Annotated in this window: 13 protein-coding genes; 7 read left to right on the forward strand and 6 right to left on the reverse strand. The window is 57.2% G+C overall.

What is annotated here, in order from left to right:
• Positions 1–29: 29 nt before the first annotated feature.
• Positions 30–344 carry a hypothetical protein gene (locus OHL13_RS07530; protein WP_263409514.1) on the reverse strand — a complete coding sequence of 105 codons (315 nt, stop codon included), beginning with the start codon at positions 342–344 and terminating at the stop codon, positions 30–32.
• Between the two features lie 783 nt (positions 345–1,127).
• Between OHL13_RS07530 and OHL13_RS07535 the strand changes: the two genes are divergently transcribed.
• Together OHL13_RS07535 and OHL13_RS07540 are read left to right on the forward strand one after the other, a co-directional pair.
• Complete coding sequence (locus tag OHL13_RS07535; RefSeq protein WP_263409515.1) at positions 1,128–1,778, forward strand: Crp/Fnr family transcriptional regulator; 651 nt, start codon at positions 1,128–1,130, stop codon at positions 1,776–1,778.
• 204 nt (positions 1,779–1,982) lie between these two features.
• Complete coding sequence (locus OHL13_RS07540) at positions 1,983–2,678, forward strand: Crp/Fnr family transcriptional regulator (RefSeq protein ID WP_263409516.1); 696 nt, start codon at positions 1,983–1,985, stop codon at positions 2,676–2,678.
• A gap of 242 nt (positions 2,679–2,920) precedes the next feature.
• On the opposite strand, the gene OHL13_RS07545 is transcribed toward OHL13_RS07540, so the two are convergent.
• From OHL13_RS07545 to OHL13_RS07560, 4 genes are all read right to left on the reverse strand, one after another.
• Positions 2,921–6,328, reverse strand: coding sequence for a TonB-dependent receptor (locus OHL13_RS07545; RefSeq protein ID WP_263409517.1), 3,408 nt, complete (start codon positions 6,326–6,328; stop codon positions 2,921–2,923).
• Positions 6,329–6,364: 36 nt separating this feature from the next.
• Positions 6,365–7,447 carry an MBL fold metallo-hydrolase gene (locus OHL13_RS07550; protein ID WP_263409518.1) on the reverse strand — a complete coding sequence of 361 codons (1,083 nt, stop codon included), beginning with the start codon at positions 7,445–7,447 and terminating at the stop codon, positions 6,365–6,367.
• A gap of 233 nt (positions 7,448–7,680) precedes the next feature.
• Complete coding sequence (locus tag OHL13_RS07555; RefSeq protein ID WP_263409519.1) at positions 7,681–8,829, reverse strand: hypothetical protein; 1,149 nt, start codon at positions 8,827–8,829, stop codon at positions 7,681–7,683.
• 299 nt (positions 8,830–9,128) lie between these two features.
• Complete coding sequence (locus OHL13_RS07560; protein ID WP_263409520.1) at positions 9,129–9,701, reverse strand: RNA polymerase sigma factor; 573 nt, start codon at positions 9,699–9,701, stop codon at positions 9,129–9,131.
• Between the two features lie 228 nt (positions 9,702–9,929).
• Between OHL13_RS07560 and OHL13_RS07565 the strand changes: the two genes are divergently transcribed.
• The 3 genes from OHL13_RS07565 (at position 9,930) to OHL13_RS07575 (ending at position 15,567) form a co-directional block, all read left to right on the forward strand.
• Entirely contained in the window at positions 9,930–11,189 is a 1,260-nt protein-coding gene (locus OHL13_RS07565) for a TolC family protein (protein ID WP_263409521.1), read from the forward strand.
• A gap of 146 nt (positions 11,190–11,335) precedes the next feature.
• Complete coding sequence (locus tag OHL13_RS07570; RefSeq protein ID WP_263409522.1) at positions 11,336–12,463, forward strand: efflux RND transporter periplasmic adaptor subunit; 1,128 nt, start codon at positions 11,336–11,338, stop codon at positions 12,461–12,463.
• Positions 12,460–15,567: an efflux RND transporter permease subunit gene (locus tag OHL13_RS07575; RefSeq protein WP_263409523.1), complete on the forward strand. Its 3,108-nt coding sequence runs from the start codon at positions 12,460–12,462 to the stop codon at positions 15,565–15,567. The genes OHL13_RS07570 and OHL13_RS07575 overlap by 4 nt, the downstream gene beginning before the upstream one ends.
• 51 nt (positions 15,568–15,618) lie before the next feature.
• Here the strand turns inward: OHL13_RS07575 and OHL13_RS07580 are convergent, their stop codons facing one another.
• The gene (locus OHL13_RS07580) at positions 15,619–17,208 is read right to left on the reverse strand and encodes a DUF5060 domain-containing protein (protein ID WP_263409524.1); all 1,590 of its coding nucleotides are present in this window, start codon (positions 17,206–17,208) and stop codon (positions 15,619–15,621) included.
• Positions 17,209–17,401: 193 nt separating this feature from the next.
• On the opposite strand from OHL13_RS07580, the gene OHL13_RS07585 reads away from it, so the two are divergent.
• Positions 17,402–18,712, forward strand: coding sequence for an NCS2 family permease (locus tag OHL13_RS07585; RefSeq protein ID WP_263409525.1), 1,311 nt, complete (start codon positions 17,402–17,404; stop codon positions 18,710–18,712).
• 84 nt (positions 18,713–18,796) lie between these two features.
• Positions 18,797–19,120 (forward strand): hypothetical protein, encoded by a 324-nt coding sequence (locus tag OHL13_RS07590; RefSeq protein WP_263409526.1) that lies wholly within the window; start codon positions 18,797–18,799, stop codon positions 19,118–19,120.
• The last annotated feature ends 55 nt before the right edge of the window (positions 19,121–19,175 follow it).

Here is a 19,175-nt window from a genome sequence, read left to right on the forward strand (position 1 = left end):
CTGGACTTCCAGGCTGCTCTATTCCGTCTCTATGCCATGACCTCGCGCAGGAGCATTTCATCGACCAGCCCGAGCGATGCATGGCGCTGAATCTGCCGCGTGTGCAGTACTACCTTCGCCACATAGAATCCCGGATACTTTGTGACGCTTACCCGGCCCAGTTCAGCGGTATTGAAGCGCTCTCCAATCTGGGACAGCACTAGAACCGCAGCGTTCCTGCATGCAGCTTCTTTTGACAGCCCAAAGGCTACCCGCGAACCAGAGTCGGTCAACCAGACGAAATGCCATCCGGCTTGACGGATTACGTTGTCTACAGCCTCTGCCGAAGAAGCAGCAATCTCCATCCATCCATCGCAAAAGGATGCCAGTGTAAGACTGACCTCTTGCGGCAAGGTTGTTCCATTCCGCAGAAAAACCGTGGGTAGGCTCACGCGGATTGTCTTCTTGCAAAAGCTAAAGAAAATGACTGCTCAGGGCTATCGGCACTCTTCGTCGTAGATTCATCCTTCAAGGATGAGGACGTGAGTTCGACGGAATATCCTGTTGCATCAGGTTCAGATGGTCTGATGGCGGAGAGAACGCTTTTAGCGACTCTGCGGGGAGAACGATTCTTATCGTGGGGAGGATCAGCTAGCATGTAGCGCTCCAGTAGTCCTGCTGCTTACTTGAAAGGTGCTCGTCTGGAGCAAAGCAATGGACCGCTGAAGGCGAGAAATAAAAAAGATGACTGCTAGACCGAGCATACTCCTCTTATCCAAGCGATGACCGTTATTTACTGGCGGTGGGGTTTACAACCGAACCTTGCGTCTGTGGGAAATCAAACTTAAGCGCAATTAAATACTTTCCCAGCCCCAAGAACCTTCGCAATCCTCGTTCCCTCCGTATGTGCGAAATCACACTTATGACCAATGCCTGTGCGCGTTTGGGCGCTATCAAGTGGGCCCTTTCATTTATGTGACACAAGGCACATAATGTATGCCAACCACGTGCGTCGGATCTTTTATGGATATTCCTTGAAGAGTTGTGACCGCTTTCAAATCTGAGTTTCCAGGCATCCGCAAAAAATGTTGGACAGTCCCTTCACCAATACGCTGCTCCGTCATCTTCCTGCGGACTCGATACAGAGGTTGGCACTTCGCCACGTTGATCTTCCTCGTGGACGCAACCTCGCCGTTATCGGCCACCGCATTGAGAATCTGTACTTCCTCGAAGAAGGTATCGCTTCCATGACGACCAGTTTTGAAAACGGCTCCCAGGTAGAGGTGAGCATGTTCGGGTATGAGTCGGTCATTGGTGTGTCAGCGCTAATGGGTGCAAAGCAGAGTCTCAACCGCGTGTTCATGCAACTCGGCGGCTCTGGATACGCCTGCATCGTCACAGATGCATGGAGAGAATTCCAACGAAACAGCCACTTTCAAACCCTGACGCTGCGATTTGTACAGGCGCAACTTACCCTCTCCATGCAGAATGCCGCCTGCAACTCGACACATACGTATGAACAGCGTCTGGCCCGCTGGCTGCTCATATGCTCCGAGCGTGCACAGCGCGAAACGCTCGAACTGGCCCAGGAGTTTGTAGCAGAAATGTTGGGAAGCACCCGTTCTACCGTGTCGATCGCGGCTGCCCATCTCAAGGAAAAAGGCCTCATCGAATACAGCCGCGGTACGCTTCGTATTCTCAACAAGGCTGGACTCGAAGCGGAGTCTTGCGAATGCTACCGTGTCGTTCGAAACCACCTTAAAAACCTCACTGAATTCGACACCGACTTCATCACGTAGAAGTGAATGGCAGGCTTTCCATGCAGTCCAGAGCCAATGGCTGCAGATTTAGCGCTCTGGCGCTCCCTTTCACCTAAGTGAGATAAGGCACAGACAGAAGCCTTGTACCTGCCTAGCGTTGATCTAAGAGCCCAAACGGCTCATCAGACACGCATGCAGGCCTCACCTCAGGCAATCCCTTGCGAACTGACGAAGGGATCGCCTGTGAACCGCCGAACCAACCGTCTGTTGCAGAGTCTGCCTGACGTCTATCGCAAGGCTCTGATCGCCAGCATGGAAGAGGTCGATCTGCCTGTCTCTCGCATTCTCTATGAGGCTGGTAAAACGCCGAAATATGCTCATTTTGTCCTGTCTGGAGCTGTCTCTGTGGTCGGTTCCCTCAAGACAGGCGACGGTGTAGAGGTCTTTTCTGTCGGACGTGAAGGACTTGTCGAAGCGACTCATCTTCTCGGAATCGGCAATTCGTCCACGCGGGCGTTCGTTCAGGTGAAAGGCAGTGCAGCACGTATCCCGCTTGCGGAGCTCCAGCGCCACTTCCAGGACTATCAGCCGCTGCGCTCCGTCATCCTCTCCTATGTGCAATCTCGAACATTCATTCTCGAACAGTTGTCAGCCTGCAATCGGCATCATGAGGTAGAACCCCGCATCGTCCGCTGGCTCTTGATGATGCAGGATCGGATCGAATCGAATGCCTTTCCGATCACACAGGAATTCCTGGCGGAACTTCTGGGAACGCGCCGGACAACGGTCAGCCGTGCGGCAAAGCGCCTGCAAGGTACAGGGCTTATTCATTACAGTCGAGGCAATATGCGCATTGTGAATCGCAGGGGGCTCGAACAGTCCGCGTGTGAGTGCTATGCCATTACAAAACGGCTGGCTGCGACAAGCAACGTCCCGTAGATCACAGCCGTGCAGAACGAATAATTCTTATTCTGGCGAGGCTGGAAGAGCTCGGCATATGCTTTGTCCTCTTCAGCCTCTCAGGTACCCGGTTTCCTTATGGGCAAATTGACGAGAGCACAAAGGGGAGATGCCACTTCATGGCATCTCCCCTTTGTCTTACTTCTCCAGTGCATGCTTCTCCTGCCCGGCCGAATGTTGCCGTAGCTACCTATCGAAGAAACTACCCCGGTCGAAACTCCTCAGAAGTAGCCTTTGATACCGAACTGCAATACGCGGGGTGCTGTACCGGAACGCAGTGACGAAATCACGCCAAAGTCCGCATTGCCGAAGACACTGCCCGGAGAACCGAACGTCGTCGAATTGAGAGCATTGAACGCCTCCGCTCGAAACTCGGCTTTGTAGCGATCCTGAAAGGTCAGCGTCTTGGTTACAGACGCATCCAGATTCACTGTCGGCTGCGTGAAGGTACGTGGCAGGTTTCTGGGAGCATTCCCAAAGGTATACGCTGGAATTGCCTGGAAGGCATTCTTGTTCAGCCATGCGTTGACCGTTGGGTGCGCCATACCGGGATCCCCGATCAGGTTTGGCCTGCTGCCGCCGTACAGGGGAGCGTTGGCTGTTACCGCGATCACGTTGCCGCTATAGGCCGAAAGAATGCCATTCACGCGCCACCCACCGGCGGTTGAGCGTATCCACCGCGATGCAGTTGCTGGAACCGGAATTTCGTACCCCGCCGAAACAACCATCCTGTGCGGCTGGCTGCTGGTCGAGATCGCCTTCTCCGCCTTCAGATTGTCCCAGTTCTGTACCGAGTTGCTGCCCGAATCTGCGAACGTATTAGCTCCGTTGCCCAGCGTGTTGTCCAGGTACTTCGACCAGGTATACGACGCCAGCAGCGACAACCCCGTGCTGTACTTACGCTGCACGCGGAGTGTGCCCGCCTGATAGTTCGAGCCACCCCAGTTCAGTGTGGAAGTTACACCGGTAAACTGGGGGAAATCGCGCAGCAGCGTTCCCCGTGCAATGGTAGGACTCGCCAGCGCACCCGTCGTGATAATACCGGCATAAGGATTCGCCACCAACTGCGTCAGCGCCGATCCCTGAGACAAGTACGACTGGTTCAGATGACCGTAAGCGTAGCTGGCCGGCAGATGCAGGCCGTGCGTTCCCGTGTAGCCAACCTGGACAGTCCACGAGGCCAACTGCTGTTGCACATTCAGGCTCCACTGCTGCGAGGTTCCACTTACCTGCCCGCGCGGATTGCCCGTAATGCTGGTACCCAGTCCAGTCAATGCGCCAAGCGAGCTCCCCGTCGGTGCCACGATGCCCTGCGGAAACGGATTGCTCAGTGATCCACTTGGCGTCAGCCCGCCGTCGAGGGATGCCGTATAGGCTGTAGCGCTTGAAAAGCCTGTATCACTCAGGCGAACGAAGTTACCCGTCATCGGTAGATAGCTGATACTGAAGCCCGCGCGAAATACAGTCGCTGGTGTCAGTTCGTAGACGAGTCCCACGCGTGGACCGAAGTTGTTCCACGTCGTATCGCGGCTGCCGCGCGACAGACCATTCACGCCTGGATATTCCATCCCGCCCTTCAGTTGCAGTCCCTGATAGGTTGTCGTCAGGTCAGGGTCAAAGTTGGCAATGTTGTTATGGCGCGCTGTTGTTGCGGTCTCATGGTCCCAGCGCAAACCGAGGTTCAGCGTCAGCCGTGGCAGGATCTTCCAGTTATCCTGCACATAACCCGCATAGTAGTACGTTGAGTAGAGGTAATTCTGGTAGCGGTACAAAGTTCCACTGGCGGGATTACCCAGCATGAAGGAAGCAAAATCATATCCGTTGGTCGCGGCCGCGGTTGCGCTCGGCCCCTTGGTCCAGTTTCGATCAAAGTCGAAACGCAGCAGTCCCGGACCCTGCACCGAATCCCAGCGGTAGAGCCGTCCCTCGAAGCCGGTCTTGATATCGTGCCTGGAGTGAATGTAACTCAGCGATCCGCTCAGCGAGTGAGCATAGCCGCGCTGCGATGCAGCGTCTCCCGGCTGTGATCCGATTCCCGAGACCGTTGTAAAGCCGAAGTAAGGAAAGATAGGAAACTGCTGCTGCGTGTTCAGAGAGGAAGGAAACCGCAGCGTAGCTGCGTCAAAGCCTCTGCTCACCGGAATACGGTCGATGCCGAAGCGGTTGAACCCAACCCGCCACTCCATCAACAAGGTAGGACGCAGCACATCGGAGTAGCTGAGAAAAGCGCTGTTACGCACATACGTCGTCTTGCTGGTACCTGGCGTTGCGATGTTGTCGTCGCCGAAGGGCTGAGGCCAGTTCGTTGGAGTCGTATCCTGCGTGTAGCGCCCTGCCACCTGCCGGGTCGGCGTCAGATAGTAATCCATGCGCAGGCCATAGGCGTTGCGCTGATAAGACGTGTTGGCCGAAGTCAGAAAGTTGTTGACGCCCGTTGCGCTCGCCACATTCGGTGCCGGGTAGTACGATGCCACCGTCTTGGCTACTGGGCTCACCCGGTTTGACGGAATCACGTTACCTGCAAACGGCGTACGCGTATTATTGGGACCACCGGTCGACAAAGGATCATAGATCGTCACCAGTGCACCCGTTGCGTCGAAGGTTTGTGAAAAGTCGCCCTGCCGCTGTCGATCGGTCGGCACTGTATAGAGAGATCGGCTCTGCGTAGAACGCCGGAAGCCTTCCCAGTTGAAGAAGAAGAACAGCTTGTTCTTCACCACAGGACCGCCGACCGTCAAGCCATACTGGTGCTGGCTGAAGGGAGCCACTTTAACACCGGAACGCTTGCTGAAATAATCGTTCGAGTTGAAGGCATTGTTCTCAGCAAACTCCCACAGGCTGCCATGAAACTCATTGGTGCCGCTTTTACTTACGTAGGAGACAACGCCACCACCCGTGCGGCCATACTCCGCGCTGGGCGTGCTGGTCACAATATGTATCTCCGCGGTTGCGTCCACGGAAGGCGACACCGCCGGACCGCCCGAGGTCTGGTTCTCGTCGGCAATGCCATCAAAAAGCCACGTGCTGCCCGACGGCGGGACTCCGCTGATGGAAGCGACACCATCGCTATACGCGCTCGGCGCAAATCCACCCAGGTTACTCATGCCGCGGATACCCGGCACCAGGTTCAGAAATGCCACGGCATTGCGTCCGTTGGTCGGCAACTCGCGAATGGTCCTGCTCTCCATCACGGTATTCACTGCGGTGGTCTCGCGATCCAGTGCAGGAGCCTCCGAAGTGACCACAATCGAGGTCGCCACCTTGCTCACCGACAGAGCCACATCCAGCCGGTATACCTGCGCCTGCTCCAGGTGAATCGCTTTGCGTTCCATGTCCTGAAAACCATCGGCGTGAAACAGCACATCGTAGGTTCCCTGCGGGAGCGCCGGCACGCTGTAGTAGCCGCTCTTATCGCTCGCCGCATTGCGTTCCACACCAGTACCTTCGTTGAGCACCACAATCGAAGCGTTTGAAAGACTGCTGCCCGTAGCATCCTTCACGACGCCAGTAATAATGCCGCTCTGCGCACTGGCCGACAGGGAAAACAACAGACACGCACACAGAAAGAAGAGTGGTGCAAGCCGCTGTAGAGACAAAAATGCCTCCCAGCGCACAGACTTATGCTGCACGTTCATGAGTTCCTCACTTTGAAAATGAAACGTTGCTTAGTGTTTGGGAGAAGTTCCAGGCCGGGAGTACTGGTAACTCTCTCCCCAGCCCATGATCAGGTACGGCACAGTGACCGGAGATAAACGCGTGTATGACTGCGTATAGTCCTCACGATGCGGTACCACGTGCGCCATTTCGTTTTCGTGGCCCGGAATCACCAGCTTTGGCTGGACCATCGCGATGATCTCCGGTAGATGAATGGTCCACACATTAGGAATGAGCACGTCGATGCGGTGCGTTCCCATCTCGCGAAAGATGTTGTAGTCCACATCGTTTCGCTCGGTCGCCCACTGGTCGCCCGTCTGCGCTACGGACAGGCCTTCCGGCGTTTTCACCAGGTAGACGTTATTCAAAACCTTCGGCCCCTGGTGTCCGGGATATGCGATCACTTGCAAGACAGACTGTTTGTTCGCAAGCTTCAGAGGTTCAGCCTTGCTTCCCCGTTTCGCATAGGTAAGCTTGGTGGAGAACTCCGCATCATCGTCCCACAAATTTGGAGGAGCTACGACCGGCTTGCCTGCTGCGAGAAACGCACGCGCCACTTCCTTGCTCGCGTGATCCTGGTGCCAATGACTGATGAACGTTGCATCGGACTGAGCGGCCAGCCTGCGAATTTGGTCGTCCGAGATTGCAAACGCGGGATCGCCGCCGCCCGGAACAATATCGAAGGAGAAGGAAACAGACCTGGTACGCACAAAGAACCCGTGGCTATAGAGCTTCCATACCCGCATGCCTTGGGTCACCTGGGTTTGCTCAATCTCTTGAATCGCCTGCTCCATGCGCTGCTGATAGAACTGCTGCACAACTTTCTTATGCGGGGCGGATTCAATATGCAGAATGTCATCCATACGAATTAATGCCGCATGGCGTACGGGCGCATCAGGAACCGATGGCGGATATTGCTTCAGGATGTAGTCCACCCATTGCTGCGATCGCACGATCCACTCGTCGGGAGCGTCCTTCAGTTCGGGGGCCGTGAGCAGGCGGCGAGCCGAGGAGACAAACTCCGGCTTGGGCGCATCGTCTGCCTGAGCCATCACCACCGGGACCAAGCCCAATACAACCGCAAAGCACATCATGCTCCTAAGGGCTCGACTCTGCCTCATCACCCACCAGCCTCCGTGTTTGTGCAACGTCATCCACACTCTCCTTGAACACTTTGTCCCAGAAAACCACGTCCCGCTCCAGAGCAATGCTCTCCGCGATACACGATCGATGCCGGTTACAAATGTCCGTTGATGATAAGGAGCCGGGATTTCGCTGCCAGGAGCAACTACTTTGATGAAAAGACAGTGAACACCGTGGCTGTGCTCTAAAGCAAGCGACGCAGCTCTGTGATGCGCTGTTGCATGCGTTGTTCGTCGGCTCCGCTGGAACCCAGCAGAAGATCTTCGAGCACCGTATCCAGATGCCGGGCCTCGGCAAAGCTCAACGCACGAGCATGCATCGCAGGCTGTTCTCCCATCAAAGGCTCCAGTGTCATCGCAAGTTCCTGCTGCATTTTCTCCAACTCCTGCTGCTCTGCCTGCAGTAGTTCTGACATCTCGCGTGTGTATGCATCCTCGGTCATTGCCGCACGCCGGCTCCTAAGATGGTCCGCAAAGAAAGCGCGGCCCAGGATGTGACGCGACAGGTTCAGCACCTTGTTGCTAAACTCCATCCTCGTGTCCGTGTCCGTGAACCTGGTTTCCAGCCAGCTTTCCGCTAATCCCGGAGCATCGCCTGAAGGCTTCGACCTGCGTGGATACACCGCGTCTTCATAACCGCTTGAGGACGCCGAGGAGTGAATATCGAGCGCCAGACCGGGGTACGCACTCAGCCCCCTGGCAAGCTCCTGCCTTCGCGCTTCGCCATCAACCAGCGCTTTCACCCTCACCTGAGAACCGTTCCGCAGCACCGTAGCCTCCCAGCCCGTGTCGGCGTTCAGACGGTGCAGTGCTGCCCAGGCATTCACTTCGAGTCCATCCGAGAGGCCTGCTGCCTGCTGCTCCAACGGCTGCGATTCGTTACGCGCCACTTCATCCAGCGCAACACCCTGCAGTGGCATGGCACTTTCTGTAATGCTGACTACTTCATCGTCCGCAAAATCCAGTGTCAACCGTGTCGCGTGATAATCAGTCGCGCGCATCTCAAGGCTCGCCAGATGCACGGCGTCTTCATCCGTCGCCGTCTCGATCTGCCACTGGGAACCCTTTTTCTCGACCGTGTCTTTGTGGTGCTTGAGAGAAGAACGCCACGACGCATACGTCCTGACCGAAAGCGGATTTCCCTTCCCCCACACCGTGGCGCTAATGCGTTGCAACGCGTGATCGCAGCCGTTCGCGCGGCTTACCACCATCTTCTTGCCGGGCGAGGCACTCATGCAAACCCGTTCTCCCACCTGGATACGCACCCCATAGCCCTGCGGCTGCTCATGCGCTATCGCGTTTGAGAGCAACTCGCTGGCGCGCGCTTCCGGCATCGTATGCACAAATAGAACGCCGCCCAACACACACGCAGCAACGGCAGCAGCTGCGGAACCCCACACAAGATGAGGCCTCGGGGCAGGTTTCGCCAGGGGAGCCAGTCCCCTCCCCGCCGCCTCATTCAGGCCTACTTCGGCCAGCCGTTCGAAGACCGCGTGCGCAAACCGTAGACGTTGCAGCCGTCCGGAGCATTCTTCGCAGCTCTCCAGATGTTGCTCCGCCAGGCACCTGTCTGCATCAGGCAATCTCTCTGCAATCACCTCGAGCAGGGCTTCCTCTGTAAGATGGCGTATCCTCATTCCGTTTGCGATGAGTGCATCCTCGCCTGAAATCTTCTCAGAGCCTTCAAGGTAAGCCTGCGCGCGGTCCAGCGAGAAACACCCAGGACCGTCGCGATCTGCAGAAAATCATATCCGCGGAAGTACATCAGGATACATTCGCGGTCCCGCTCCGCAAATTCGTAGATGATCCTGGCACTCAGCTGCAGCAGGCGTTTGTCGATTACCTGCCGCTCGGGCGATGGAGCGGTATCTTCCAGTTCGAAGGGGCTTCTCTGATTGTCCCCAGCCGTGGCGTCCAGAGAGATATGCAGGTCAGGGCGCTGCCGGTGAAAGCGCCTGTAAGCCAGGTGCCGCGCAACAGTACGCATCCAGGCCCCTACCTGTTCCACCGGTCGTCCGGCGCGGCGCTCTTTGAACAGAACCACAAATACGTCCTGTGTCAGATCCTCAGCCTCTGCCCTGCTGCTTACCAGCGAGCGGGCGTAGCTGAAAACCCGGTTCCAGACCGCTGGATCAACCTCTTCTTCCAGCTCCGCGGAGGTTCTCTCCAGCGGCAGGCCAGGATTCAGCGGTGCATTACCGCCCATGGTGAGGTCTCCAGCAGGTCATCTTGCCGACTTACTTTAAGCCGGCTTTGCGAACGGGTGATGAACGGACCGGTCCCGTGGAAAAATTTCAGTGCCCCTTAAGGTTGTTCCGGTAGCCTGCTGTTCATGTTCGGAACGCAAACCAGAGCTTTCCATAGATTTATCCGGACGGGGGTACTCGTCTTCGCTCCTGTTTTCGGGACTTCTCTGCATGGACAGGATGCGAAGGTGAACCCTCCGGATCCTCATGTGACGCTTGCGGATGCGATCCAGCGAGCACGGGCCAACGAACCGGTATTCGCCGCCGCGGCAGCGCAGCAACGAATCGCAGGCATTGACAGCTATCTGGCAAAAGCGGCGTTGCTGCCGTCTGTGACTTATCACAACCAGATGCTATATACGCAGCCAAATGGGCAGACCAACCAGGGTGGGCAGGCTGGAACGCAGGCGTCTCCGATCTTCATCGCAAACAATTCGATCCACGAATACACCAGCCAGGCTGTCATCAACGAAACGGTCGGCCTGAAGCAGATTGCAGATGCGCGGGTTGCATCGGCAAATGCTGCACGCGCTACGGCCGAGGCTGAAGTTGCACGCCGCGGATTGGTTTCCACGGTCGTCATGCTCTACTACTCGGTCGCTTCTTCTGAAAGCAAGCAGCGCCTGCTTACGGAAGCACTGGCCGAAGCACAGGAGTTCACCAACCTGACGCAGAAACGCGAGGCCGTACGGGAAGTGGCGCGCGCCGACGTTGTCAAAGCTCAACTGCAGCAGCAGCAGAAGCAGCGAGATTTGAGCGACGCGACGGTAACCGCACAGCGGGCACGCCTGGAACTGGGTGTTCTTCTTTTCCCGGACCCGCGAACAGCGTATGCGACAGACGCACCGGGGGCTCCCCCCATATTGCCGACAAAGGATGAGGTTGAAAAGCTGGCGTCAACCAGCAATCCGGAGATACGGAGCGCACTCGCCGATCTGCGAGCCGCCAATGCAGGCGTCGCCTCAGCCCGCGCGGCCTATATGCCGGACCTCGGTCTCAATTTCACATACGGCATTGACGCACCGCAGTTTGCAAAGCGCGGTCCTGAAAACGTTAAAAACCTTGGTTATTCCATCAGTGGAACGCTCGATATTCCTGTGTGGGACTGGTTCTCCACCCAGAAACGCGTGAAGCAGAGCGAGATCAAAAGAGACGTATCGAAGGTGTCCCTGACAGCAGCGCAGAGACGCCTGATCGCCACTCTCGAGGAAAGCTACACCGAGGCAGCCGCATCAAGAAACCAGCTTGACCTGTTAGAGCAGAGCGTGCGCACTGCGGCCGAAAGTCTTCGCCTTACCAAGCTTCGGTATACGGCCGGGGAGTCCACCGCCCTGGAAGTGGTAGACGCGCAGAACGCTTATCTTTCAGCAGCGACGGCACAAGCCGACGGCGTAGTCCGTTATGAAACCGCTTTAGCAGCCTTGCAAATTCTGACGGGAGCCCTGTGAACCAATACGCGATGAATTCGAAACGCAGTCCAAAACTTCCCTTTGTTGCAGCACTGCTCCTGTTTTCATTCGACCTTCAGGGATGCAGGAAAACGACTGCCGATGAGACACAGACTCTTGTCACCGTGGAGGCAGAGCATCCGGAAGTGGGAGAGATCGCAGAGCATATTTCGGCCGATGCAACGTTGTCACCGCTTGCGCAGGCGGCTATCTCCCCAAAGATCACAGCGCCAGTAAGAAAGTTTTACGTACAGCGCGGATCGAAGGTCAAAGAAGGACAACTTCTGGCCGTTTTGGAAAACAGCGATCTTGCAGCGCAGGCTCTCGATAACAAGGGACAGTACACCGCTGCACAGGCGGGTTACGAAATGCAGACCAAAGCTCAGGTGCCGGAGGACTACAACAAGGCTCAACTTGATGTAGCGCAGGCACAGGCACAACTGCGCTTGCAGCAGGAGATTGTCGCGGCGCGTAAGAAACTGCTGGAGGAAGGCGCCATCGCTGGCAGAGACTACGACACCGCGGTCGCCGCGCTGGCCCAGGTGCAATCAGCCTATGACATCGCGTTGAACCACTTCAACTCCCTGCAGCGGATAAGCCGCAGCGCTACGCTGCAACAGGCAGAGGGGCAACTCTCTTCTGCAAAAGGCAAGTATCTTGCCGCGGAGGCGCAGGTCTCCTACTCGGCGATCCATAGCCCCATCTCGGGTATTGTCACAGACCGGCCTCTCTTCGCCGGGGAGACGGCAAACTCGGGCAGCACGCTCATCACCGTAATGGACACCTCATCCTTGCTGGCGAAGGTGCATCTCTCCCAGACAGTTGCGCAGCGGCTAAGTCTCGGAGACGAAGCGCAGGTCAAAATGCAGGGCGTGGATGAACCCATCCCGGCAAAGGTATCTCTCATCAGCCCGGCACTTGATCCGGGAAGCACAACAGTTGAGGTGTGGCTGCGTGTCGAGAACGCTGCCGGCAAGTACAAGGCTGGTACTCCCGTCCGTACGTCCATCACCGGCAGAACTGTTCTCAAGGCAGTAAAGGTTCCACAAACCGCTATTTTGACCGCGCAGGACGGAACGAAATCGGTCATGGTGATTGCATCGGACGGCACCGCGCGCAAGACAGCCGTACAGCTTGGGATTACCGACGGCCAGGATGTTCAGATCACTACGGGCTTGAAAGGCAGCGAGATGGTGATCACCACCGGCGCCTATGGTCTGGATGAAGGCACCAAGGTGCAGATCGGCAAGCCCGACGCGGGAGGCGAGAAGTGAGCTCTGCCGTTCCATCTGAACAGATCGAAAAGCCCTTCTGGATCGCACGTTTTCGCGGCCCCATCTTCTTTTTCCTCATCGTGCTTTCGCTCGTAGGGATCTATGCTTCGCAGCAGGTTCCCATCTCTGTTTTTCCTGATACCAACTTTCCCCGGGTTGTGGTTGGAATCGATAACGGCGTCATGCCTGTGGAGCAGATGCAGGTAACGATTACGAAACCGGTAGAGGATGCCGTAAACGCCGTGCCCGGCCTGGTGACCGTCCGCTCCACCACCAGCCGTGGATCAGCCGAGGTAAGCCTCTTCTTCGACTGGAACGTCGACATGTTCCGCACTCTCCAGCTCGTCGATGCTGCTTTGGGAAAAGCCCGGCAGACGCTTCCTGCCACGGCAGTCATCACCACGAACCGCCTGACATTTGCGACCTTCCCTATCCTTGGCTACAGCCTCACTTCGGACCGGCTTTCACAAACGCAACTGTGGGAACTCGCAACCTATCAACTGAAGCCACCACTTAACCGTGTCGCCGGTGTAAGCACCGTGACCGTGCAGGGCGGTAAGGTGCCGGAGTTCCACGTCGTGCCGAATATGGCAAGAATGCAGACCGCCGGCGTAACCATCATGGATCTGGCCAACGCCATCCAGACATCCAACATTATTGATTCCCCGGGCCTCTACGAGGAGAACCATCAACTCATCCTGGGACTGGTTGGCGCGCAGGCACATGACGCGGACCAACTCGGCCGCCTGGTCGTAAAAGCCACGGCGAATGGCGCTGCTGTGCGCGTAGCCGATGTAGCGACCGTACAGCCGGGCGTTCTGCCTGTGTATACCAACGTGACCGCCGATAACCATCTTGCGGTGCTGCTGAACATTACCCGCCAGCCGTCAAGCAACACGGTGGCCGTGGCAGATGCAGTAGCAATACAGATGGAACAGCTCAAGAAGACGCTTCCGGAAGGCGTACAGCTCAAGCCCTTCTATGACCAGTCTGAGCTGGTTCGCGAAAGTATCCGCAGCGTTCGAGATGCCATCCTCATCGGGCTTGTGCTCGCGTGCCTCATTCTTTTCGTCTTCCTCGGAGATTGGACCTCCTCCCTGGTAGCAGGTCTGGTCATTCCCGTTACGGTGGCAATCACTGTCCTCTTTCTCTGGATCATTGGGGAAAGCTTCAACCTGATGACCCTCGGCGGATTGGCGGCGGCGATCGGCCTGGTCATCGATGATGCAATCGTCGTTGTTGAAAACATCGTCCTGCATCGCGACAACGGAGAAAACAGGGGCCAAGCGGCACGTCTGGCCCTAAAGGAAATCTCGGTTCCGCTTGTAGGTTCGACGATTACACCTGTCGTTGTTTTTCTGCCGCTTATCTCCGTGACCGGCGTTACGGGAAGCTTCTTTCGGGCACTGGCAATCACCATGACCGCTGCCCTGCTCACCTCGTTGCTTTTGGCGGTCACATGGACACCTGCTCTGAGCCTCGTGTTCCTGAAGGAACGTACCGGCAATCCGAAGCAACACGAAGAGCATGGCCGATTCATGACCTGGGTGCTTGCATGGCATGAGAAGGGACTTTCGTTGGCATTAGCCAGGCCTTTCATCCTTCTTGGAGTCTGCGCGGTCCTTGTTGTTGGCACTTACTTCGGATATCAGTCTCTCGGTTCCGACCTGCTTCCCTCCATGGACGAAGGCGGCTTCATTCTCGACTACATCATGCCGGCCGGCAGTTCACTCACAGAAACCAATCGCGTCCTGTCCCATGTTGATCAGGTTCTTCATGCAATGCCGGAGGTCGAAAGCACCTCACTCCGCACCGGTCTTCAGATGGGACTCGCCGCAGTGACCGAAGCAAATCGCGGCGACTTCACCGTCAAGCTGAAAGCCAAACGCAGCCGCGGAATCGACGAGATCATTGCGGATGCACGCTCCCAGCTCAAAAAGACCGAGCCGGAACTGGATGTTGAATTCGTTCAGGTGCTGCAGGATATGATCAACGATCTTTCCAATGCACCAGAGCCGATCCAGATCAAGCTCTTTGCAAACGATCCGGCTCTGCTCTCGGAACTGGCGCCACGTGTGGGCGATGCGATCAGCAAAATTCCGGGAGTGGTCAGCGTTGAGAACGGTATCGACAACACCATCAGCGGGCCTGCCACAAACTTTCAGGTCAACCCCACGATCGCCGGAAAGATGGGCTTCACTCCACAGGAGGTGGCGGAGGACGCAACGTCCATGCTCGACGGCGTGAACATTCCGGATCCCCTGATCGCCAATGGCAGACCCTATACGGTTCGCATCCGGCTTGGAGATGAATCGAGACGATCTCTGGATACGATCCAGAATACGGTCTTCAACAGCGCCTCAGGCAAACTCGCAACACTGGGGTCATTGGCGGAGGTCACACAACTCCCTCCTCAAAACGAGATTCGCAGGGAAAACCTTCAGTTGCTGGCTGTTGTAACCGCACAACTGGAAGGCGCGGATCTTGGAAGCGCCATTGCGAATGTGCAGAGAACCCTGAATGGAATGCACCTGCCGCCCACAGTTCGCGTGGAATATGGCGGCACCTATCAAGAGCAGCAGCAGTCCTTTCGTCAGTTACTGCAGGTGCTCATCATCTCTCTCGCGCTTGTCTTTGGAGTGCTGTTGCTTGAGTTCCGAAACTTCTCGGCTCCCATTGCAATTCTCACTTCCTCTGTTCTTTCCATCGCAGGCGTGGTGCTCGCCCTGTTTGTAACCGGCACCACATTCAACGTAGCTTCGTTCATCGGCCTGATCATGGTGATCGGCATTGTCGCCAAAAATGGCATTCTGCTGCTTGATGCCGATGAGCGCTATCGCGGCGACGGTGTTTCAGCTCGCGATGCCATGATGCACGCCGCTCAACGGCGTCTCCGGCCCATCCTAATGACAGCAACAGCCGCTATCTGCGGAATGTTACCGTTGGCCTTTGCTCTCGGTTCAGGATCACAGATGCTGCAGCCGCTCGCCATCGCGGTGATTGGAGGACTCGTCATCTCCATGGTCCTGAGCCTGATCGTTACGCCAGTCGTCTACTATCTGCTGACATCCCGAAGGCCAGTGTTAGCGGCAAACGCAGAATAAACACATCAGCCAGCCTGCCGAAGCGTTTGCTCACGCATCACGATCCTCCCGCTAATCCATAACCTCAGGTCCTGCGACCTGCCCGGTCGGCTTGCCCTTCACCTCCGCCGTCTTGCGGAAAAGAATTGCCTGATAGGGCTTCCCCGGCAGATCGACGCGCGACTTTCCGGTGAAGCTTCCCTGCAGCTTCGTCTCTTTCCTCTCCCAGGGATCAAGCAGCACCGCCTCGAAGATCGCCGTGTTGGGCAAAGGAAAGTCATACCGCGATGGCCGGTGGTAGTCGAAGTACCAAAGGTACAGCTCGCCCTCTTTCCCGGCGGAAAGATAATACGAGTTCTCAAATTCGTTGAGGCCGGTCCTGGCGTACTTCGCTATCACCTCGTGCAGGAAGCGGATCTTTGCCGCCGAGTCTCCGCGCAAGCGGCCGGCATCGGACCACGACGGCTCATGCGCATGCGGCCCCGTCTCTTCTGCACGAAACACCTCGCCATGGGAGGCATAGCTGCCGCGCACCGTGGCCAGCCAAAAGCGGCGCACCATCTCTTCCGCCGCCAGATTGCCCCAGCGCCGGTCAACATCACCCTCGTACTGAATCTCGTCATACACAATCGGCTTGTTCCATGCCTCGCGACGCGCGGCGGACTTCTCGAAGTCCCAGCTCTGAAGACTGGCATGCGTGCACCACGGCCGCGAATGGTCATAGATGACCTGCGAGTGATGGATCGACCGCAGATGGCCGTACGGGTCTTCCGCCTGCACAATGCGAAAGTAGCGGTCCCAATCGGGCATCGACTTGGTCTTCACCAGGTCATACTCGTTGGCAATAGACCACCACACATTCCGGTATGCGGCAAAGCGTGCGACCACGTAGCGCAAATAGAAGTCATCCGCACCATTCGGCATGGCCTTATAGCCCCACGCATCATAAGGATGGAAGAGGATACAGTCCGCCTCAATACCAGCTCCCTGCAGTTCCAGAATGCGTTTCTCAACCAGACGGAAGTAAGCAGGATTGAAATGGGTGTAGTCGTTCGTTGCATCTTTCCCCTCCCCCGAGCGCGGAAACGGCAACAGCTCCGGACCGTTATTGCCCAGCGGCTTCGGCAGCACGCACACACGGCTCTTGTTGAAATAGCCCCTCATCCCTTCCAGCGATACAGCGGCATTCGTGTCGGTCGCAAACAAATAGGAGTAGGTCGTCGTACCAAAGGGAGAGTATGGCGATCCATCCGCATAAATGAAATGGAAACGGTTGGCGGTCGTTACCGGCCCGCGGTTGCCTTCGCTTGCCGGGGCGCAGGCAAAGTGACCTGTCTTACCGTTCAGCTCTGCTGCAGAGCTGGCCGTTGTGTAGCTCCACACCCCTTCCGCATCCGGCATAAAGCGCACGCGATAGAGACCATCGCCATCGTAGAAACCCTTCACCGCAACCGTACGATGCTCCTGAGTAAAGTGCGCCGTCAGTGTTACGTCCACAAACGGATTTCCATGGGACGGTCCGTTCAGCTCCAGTTCGAACACGCCCCATCGCTCGACCTTACCGGCAGTTGCAACGGACTTCACCGCAGCCTCGGCTCCAACAGGCGACAGGATGGAAGCAACGGCAGCGGCACTGCCCTTCAGAAGCTCTCGACGATCCATTTCACTCTTCCCTCAAACGGCGCTCTCTGATGGGCGCAGCTTTGTGCATTGTAAGTTGCTGGCGGCTGCAGGAATATGGTCTACACCCGGATCTCCTCTGCATCCAGCGCAATAACAGCGAAAAGCCTTGCAGCCTCCGCTATGATGAACGCATCGCACCACAACGTTCCTTGATAGAGGTACTGCTGCCCGCATGCGCGCCGCGCTCGAACGCTACTTTCAGTTTCAGGAGCTGGGCACCAGCTGGCGCACGGAGATTCTGGCCGGTGTGACGACCTTCGTCACCATGGCCTACATCATCTTCGTCAACCCCGCCATCCTGTCGCAGACCGGCATGCCCATCGCCGCTGTCACCATTGCCACCTGCCTGTGCGCAGCCTTCGGCTCCATCCTGATGGGTGCCATGGCACGCTACCCTCTCGCGCTGGCGCCGGGGATGGGCCTGAACGCCTACTTCACCTACACCGTCTGCCTGAAGATGGGGGTGCCATGGCAGACGGCACTTGGCGCGGTCTTTCTCTCCGGCATCATCTTTCTTCTGCTCACGCTGGGCGGCATTCGCCAGTTGCTCATCTCCGCCATACCGCGTGAGCTGCATGCAGCCGTTGCGGGCGGCATCGGCCTGTTCATCGCCTTCATCGGTCTGCGCAATGCGGGCATCATCGTCAGCGATCCAGCCACAATGGTCACACTCGGCAACCTGCGCGCTCCGCAAACGGCGCTCTCGCTCTTCGGCCTTATCCTCATCGCCGTTCTGCAGGTGCTGCGCGTGCGCGCTTCCATCCTGATCGGCATCGTGGGAACCATGCTCACCGGTTTTGTCTTCCACCAGGTACAGTGGCACCCGGGTCATGCCAGTCTGGCCGCCATCCGGCAGACCGCCTTCCATCTCGATATTGCCGGAGCTCTCAAGCTCAGCGGCTTCGAGATCATCTTCGTCTTCCTCTTTGTCGATCTGTTCGACAACATCGGCACGCTTCTGGCGGTCACGCAGAAGACCGGCCTGATTCCCGCTTCCGGCGTCATTCCGCGCGTGCAGCGCATCTTTTTTGCCGACGCCATCTCCACCGTCGCAGGATCGCTGGCCGGAACCTCCACCGTCTGCTCCTATATTGAGTCCAGCGCCGGCGTCGCCGCCGGTGGACGCAGCGGCATCACCGCCATCACGACCGGTCTGCTCTTTTTTGCGTCGATCTTCGTCGCACCGCTTGTCGGAGCCATCCCTGTCTCCGCCACATCGCCCGCGCTCATCATCGTCGGCGCGCTGATGCTTGGCAGCATTGGCGAGTTGGACTGGCACGATCCGATGGTCTCCATCCCGGCATTTCTCACGCTGATCACCATTCCGCTCACCTACTCCATCGCCACCGGATTGGGCTTCGGAGTGATTGCATTTGCAGCACTTCGGTTGTTCAGCGGAAAGGCGCGCACCTCGGATTGGTTACTTTATCTACTTGCAGCCGTCTTTCTGATTAGATTTATTTATCTCGCCGCCGGGTCATGAGAGATTGACAGGCGGTCTATACTGACCTTACCCATGCATCTGCACAGGCCGCGCCCAGTGTCGAAAGCCCACGGAAAGCCCGTTATGCGGGTCTCCTGGATCTTCGCGCTGTTGTGCCTGGTCATCGTAGTTGCCGTCTTTGCATGGGGAACGGCATACAAAATGTCGTTGTACCACGACGACTGCCAGTGCCTGACGCATGCCAAGATGGGCACCACTGCGGAAGGCCCCATGCGCGGAATGGCCGTTGCCGCGCTGATGATGGCCGTCATTCCCTGGCTGGCCGCGTTGATGCGTCCGCAGCCTGTGCTGCGTGTAGTCCTTAGCCGCATCACGCCGCCGCGTCCGGTCTCCATTCCGAAGCAGCCGCAGCTTTTCTTCCGCCCTCCGCCGTCCTACCTTCGCTAGCTCGCCCTGCCCATTGCCCAGATGGGCTCTCTCATGGCCGCGACGATCGATTTCA

This window comes from Terriglobus tenax, from assembly GCF_025685395.1.
Taxonomy (GTDB): domain Bacteria; phylum Acidobacteriota; class Terriglobia; order Terriglobales; family Acidobacteriaceae; genus Terriglobus; species Terriglobus tenax.